Annotated in this window: 3 protein-coding genes, 2 tRNA genes and 2 pseudogenes; 1 reads left to right on the plus strand and 6 read right to left on the minus strand. The window is 54.9% G+C overall.

The genetic code is table 11. The annotated features are described in order from the left end of the window. Positions 1 to 578: pseudogene (locus ACRZ95_RS22605) on the minus strand (hypothetical protein); the annotation flags it as partial. Between the two features lie 184 nt (positions 579 to 762). Beyond that, positions 763 to 837 (minus strand) — tRNA-Gln (locus tag ACRZ95_RS22610). Positions 838 to 1076: 239 nt separating this feature from the next. Here ACRZ95_RS22610 and ACRZ95_RS22615 point away from each other — a divergent pair. Continuing rightward, positions 1077 to 1331 (plus strand): annotated as a pseudogene (locus ACRZ95_RS22615) (integrase core domain-containing protein); the annotation flags it as partial. A 998-nt stretch (positions 1332 to 2329) separates the two neighbouring features. On the opposite strand, the gene ACRZ95_RS22620 reads toward ACRZ95_RS22615, so the two are convergent. The 4 genes from ACRZ95_RS22620 to ACRZ95_RS22635 form a co-directional block, all read right to left on the minus strand. Further along, positions 2330 to 2406: transfer RNA gene (locus tag ACRZ95_RS22620), tRNA-Met, on the minus strand. 73 nt (positions 2407 to 2479) lie between these two features. Continuing rightward, the gene (locus ACRZ95_RS22625) at positions 2480 to 3463 is read right to left on the minus strand and encodes an alpha/beta fold hydrolase (protein WP_170681765.1); all 984 of its coding nucleotides are present in this window, start codon (positions 3461 to 3463) and stop codon (positions 2480 to 2482) included. 1 nt (position 3464) lies between these two features. Further along, entirely contained in the window at positions 3465 to 4937 is a 1473-nt protein-coding gene (locus ACRZ95_RS22630; protein WP_170681767.1) for a flavin-containing monooxygenase, read from the minus strand. Positions 4938 to 5292: 355 nt separating this feature from the next. Next, a partial coding sequence (locus ACRZ95_RS22635) for a hypothetical protein (protein WP_480555629.1) occupies positions 5293 to 5489 on the minus strand: 197 nt, incomplete at its 5' end.

Raw genomic sequence — 5489 nt, forward strand, 5'->3', positions numbered from 1 at the left:
CATTGCACCACAAACCGCGCAGCCGTAATCTGCCCAACCGGCACACTGGTCGACGCGAGTTTCGCAGACACGTCCAGCAAAGGAGCGGTTATCTTCGCCATCAAGCACATCGATTTCGACTTCATTGATTTGTCTCTGTTGAGCGACCGCCCGTCGTCCAATATCTGTCGAAACCGGCGTTGGTACCGGGATGGAAATTGTTTCCCTGCCGCAAGCAGCGCTGGTTCGATGGTGGACCAGTCGCGCTTCCGCATCGCTGCTTTGAGAGCTTTATTTTCGTTTTCCAGTGCTTCGATGCGGGTGTATGCTTCCTGATCCGAAAGCGTGCAATCGGAATTTTGTTCCACCAAAATACGATTGAGTTCAGCGCGGAGCATCTCTCTCAGCAAGGCAAGTGCCTGTTCAGGTGTTATTTCGTTTTTAATTACTGCGTTTATGATTTCCGGTTCCCTCTGCTCGTAAACAGCGAGCAGGCATCCGGCCCGCACTACGGCGTCGAGCGGTAGGTCGGTCTGCAGATAAAAGCGCAGAAATCGGTTTGATGCGCTGCCTAAGATTTTTTTCGGCAGACGCTTCATGAAGTAATAGGTGCGACCGCGACGTATGAGATAGGGGCCGACGCGAGCGCGTCGCTTGGGTCAAAATCCGATCTTGGAGTGGCGATCGTGTATCCCGCATTGTATCCCACCTTCGGAGGCATGAGATACATGTCTGCTTGAAGGGGCGGAATTCCCCTTATTTTGTTGATCTTTCGGAGAATGGTGGCTGGGGTGGTAGGATTCGAACCTACGATACACGGTACCAAAAACCGCTGCCTTACCACTTGGCTACACCCCATCGGTGAGCGGCTGTCTACGATTGTTGCTGGCAGGGTTCAAGAGGATTCAGATAAAAAAGTGGGCCCTCTCTAAAAAATTTTCGTCGCGCTTGCTGCCGCGTCCGCGGCGGGGTTCTCTCGACCTGTTTTCTATAGCTAAATGGCCACGCGTCTGTCTCGGGATGGACAAACCAAAGCACGAAGTTCTCCAGGGCCTTAGACCCTTTGAGAGCGAATTCGGGCGATCAATGTCACCTTTACCGCCGTTGGCGGCCAGACGGCATACATTGAAACAGGGAGCCCGTGGGAGAACGAACACTTCGAAAGCTTAAATGGCCGGTTCAGGGACGAGCTACTAAACGGTGGAATCTCCTACAGCCTGCGCGACGAACAAATCCCGATAAAACAATGAAGGAGACACTAAAACACAAAACGCCCCCACAGTGCATTGGGCTATCGCCCACCGGCGCCCGAAACCATCATACCGATGGATCTTAGGCCGATGATCCACTAACAACCAACTTGGACCAGTCAGATTAGGCTGCTCACTAAACAACTGGGTCGTTCTGGATCGCCTCAAGGGTGATGCAAGGTCAGACCCGGCTGGGTTGCGGATCTACATTCGTGAACCGAATGTTAACGGCCTGTTTTCTGCGTGTTCAACCGTGTTCTTTCATACTCCTGTGTGAATCCTTGCCTGAAAAGTCTGATGGCTGAGATACGCAATGAAATTCAGGGGGTGAATGGATGTTGGACCTTGCTTTGACCTTTTCAGCTACTTCAGTTTGGGTTGCCGTTGGTTTCTTGTCAGGGTTTTCTTTTTTATTGACTTGAAGGAACTTTTAGGCAGATGCACGAGCCCTCAACCCCTTACACCGCTGCAATGAACGCATTTCAAATAGAAAGCGAAGACGCCGACGGCTACGCGGCGATGTGGGCCGCTTGTCAACTCATGGCTTTGCTTGAAGATAGGCCGGAACTAATGAAGGAATTTGCGGACTTGTGGGCGAAAAAGTGGAATCTAAATTTACATTCGCACTTTAACGAAGACCCCATGTAGCACCTTATGCAGCGCGAAATCTGCGTTCAAGAGGCCCAGTAGTACGCGGAATTACCGGCCCGTTCAGCAAGGGCCTGCCCCTATCAATAAAGGGGTTTGCAGCGGCCACTTGCTCCACCGCCTTACGAATAGGGAAAGCCCACAATTGCCGCAGAGGTCCCCAATATGCCTGTCAGCTAAGCGAACGGGGTTCGGACACCACAATCACCTTGGGATCTGCAGAGAATACTTAAGATCAGTATTGTGGCACTTTACTAGAAGCGCATTCGAGGCAACCTACTCGAAAAGATACAAACATTCGTCGAAGTTGGGCAGCTTTGGATGAAGAAAGACAATCGATTAAGTTGCAAACGCTCCGACGTTCAACTTAGAGCGCTGTGTGCGCAAAATATGGCAAGGTTAAGGGAACTCCCAAAATACCTGAGTACAAACAATGCATTGAGAGGGGTATTTGGTAGCGGAGGAGGGACTTGAACCCCCGACACGCGGATTATGATTCCGCTGCTCTAACCAACTGAGCTACTCCGCCATGAGTGAGAGGCGATTTAAGGGAGCGGTCAGGGAGGGTCAAGAGGGAAAACACCCCCAATTAGCGGATTCTTTCAGTTCGTCGGCTGCCCCTCCTGCGGCAGAGCAGCGCTCGCCGCAATGCCAGAGGCGACACCGGCGATGAAAGCGGCGCAGCGGTCAGGCTCGGTGATCAGGATCATGTGCCCTGCTCCGTCAATCACCTTATATCCCAGCCCGAAGCGCTCCATTGGAGGGCCATGGTGAGGCGCCGACAGGATTGCATCCTCAGTACCATAGAGAATGGCGCCCGGTGTCCGGAGCGCATCATAGCGGGCGACTTGCTCGGAGATGCTGAGATCAACGCCGATCACATCCTCGGACGCCGTGACAAAGGCCGAGGGGCGCAGGCCAAGGGCGCCGCCTGCACGATCCAGAAAATCCGAAGGAGGCGTTTCCGGGTCGAACACCGCGCCCAGTGTATGCGGTGCAGTTTTTGCTGCGATGGGAACGGCCAGCGTGTTGCCAATCAAGCGTCGCAGCCATTGCGTGCGAATCTCCAACGGTTTGAAGACCGCTGGCGTTCCCGGCAGTTTTTGAGTCAACGGGGCAAGCAGCGCCAGCCCGCCTACCCTTTCGGGAAAGTCGAGCGCCATCGCGAGCGACACCGCTCCGCCCAGCGAATGCCCAACCAGAACTGCGCCTGAGACCTCTTTCGCCTCAAGAAACTCGGCAATCATCCGCGCCTGTTCTGGCAAAAGGGCCAGATCTGCGCTGTCGCGTGTGGAATACCCGCATCCCGGCCGATCAAGCGCGATCACGTGGTACTCCTCGGCCAGTTTGTCGACCAGCGCGTAGGTATAGTGCTGCAATTGCCCTGCGAGTCCGTGGATCATCACGATGGTTTGCGCATTCGGGTCGCCTTTTTCGACGTAGTGAATGCGCCCACCGCGCACCGGCAGGATTTGCCCCATCTGCGGAACGGTTTTCAGCCCCTCCCGCATCAGGCTGCGGGTCCACAGGTTCATCGCCAGCAGAAACACCGCGAAGACGGCCAATAGAATAAGAAGCGTCGTCATATCAAACCTCGCTGCCTGCGGCTGGAACCGGGGCGTATTGCTCTAACCCGGATTGTGCCATGCGTTTTTGAAATTCTGCAACTGTTCCGGGCCACAGAGTTGTGTTGCGCCCTTCGGCGTCTTGATACCAAGACGAGCACCCTCCGACCTGCCAAACACTATCGGTGTGACGGTCCTGCATTTCTTTGGTGAATGCGGCTTGCCGTGCGGGGTCGGGAACAACCACCTCCAGCCCTTGGCTTTGCATCCCGTCCAGAACGCGACCGATATGGCCGACCTGAGCCTCAATCATCAGCACGACCGAGTTGTGGCCAAGGCCCGTATGCGGCCCGAGCAGGATGAAGAAATTCGGAAACCCTGCGATGGCAGTGCCCAGATTGGCTTGCATACCCTCCGCCCATGCATTCCGCAAAGTCTGGTCATCTGTCCCGGTGATATCGAGGCGTTCGACCATATCGGTGACGTGAAATCCGGTGCCCCAGATCAGAACGTCGGCCTGCGTTTCGCCACCATCGGTTGCGATGATCCTGTCTCCTTCAATCGAACGGACTGATTGCGATATGACGTCGACATTGTCGCGCGCAAGCGCCGGATACCAATCGTTCGAACTGAGGATCCGCTTGCAGCCGATGCGGTAATCTGGCGTCAGCTTCTCGATTTCGGCAGGGTCCGAAATTGCGCTCTCCAGTTCTTTACGCCAAAGTTTCATGGCGTATTGAACCATCTTCGGATCGCCGCGGAACACTCGATGGCGGTATTCAAAAACCGCGAAGATCAGCTTGCGCCGCAGTCGCGACAACAACGGAATCCGCGCGTACAGCCTGCGAACCCATGGCGCGATCGGGCCGTCAGGACGCGGTAGAACATAAGGCGCGCTGCGTTGGAAAATCGTTACATGGCGGGCCGTCTTGGTGATCTCTGGTACGAATTGCACCGCCGAGGCACCCGTTCCGACCACTGCCACGCGTCTACCCGCGACCGAGACGTTGTGATCCCATTGCGCAGAATGAAACGTCGGGCCCGGAAAACTGTCGGCCCCTTGGATGCCCGGAATACTGGGATGATGCAACGCACCGATGGCCGAGACCAGAAACCGCGCCGACCAGCTCTGCCCCGACTCCGTCTCGACTTGCCAGCGCGCGCCATCCCATTTGGCCGACTTCAACTCCTGCTGAAAATGACAGAGGTCGTAAAGGCCTTCCTTGCGCGCAACATCCTGTAGATACGCCTGAATCTCGGCTCCTTCCGCATAGGCGCGGCTCCAGTTCGGGTTTAGGTGTGTGGCCATCGAATAGAGGTGCGAGGGGATATCACAGGCAACACCGGGATAGGTATTCTCGCGCCATGTCCCACCGATATCACCAGCCTTTTCCAGAATAGCGATGTTGCGGAGGCCACGTTTGCGCGCCTCAAGCGCCATGGTCAGCCCGGAAAACCCGGCCCCGATGATCAGCATATCGACATTGTGATCCACGCCCTCACTCCTCTTCAAGACGACCAGAGTGTATTGGCAAAGACTATAAGCGCAGGCGGCGCCCTGAACAGCGTCCCGTTGGGTAATGCCGCCAAACTAGCACTCGCATACGCTGAGTGTGACGTGCCACTATGTCGTTTTCGACGAATTCGATCAGTCAAAACGCCCCTTTTTGGCAATAAGGCTCGCAGAATCCGTCGTCATTGCGACCGAAAAGGTCGGAATCCGGAGCACCACACACGCAAAGAGTGTCTAGCCTTCCCAACCAACCCACATAACCAAAGACGCCTTTTCAGTGTCCGTTTAACATCGAAATCACAAGGAAAAATTCAAGGCGCGACAGAACCTGAGTGGGTCAGGATTTAAAGCCACGCGCCTGAACGACCGGTGCGATCACCGCAATAACATAAGAGAAGAGCCAGCAAAAAGAACGGCCTTCCACCCTATCAAATCGACAACACGGAGGAAATTGATGTCGATTAAAGAACCGTTTACGGATTTGGACATTAAGACCGCGGATAGTGGTTTTTATGAGAATAACAGCGTTCCGAT

This window comes from Ruegeria sp. AI3 (assembly GCF_056541245.1).

Bases quoted from the DNA above. Each gene is read 5' to 3' on its own strand.
- ACRZ95_RS22625 (WP_170681765.1), bottom strand. From the start codon at position 3,463: ATGACGACGCTTCTTATTCTATTGGCCGTCTTCGCGGTGTTTCTGCTG.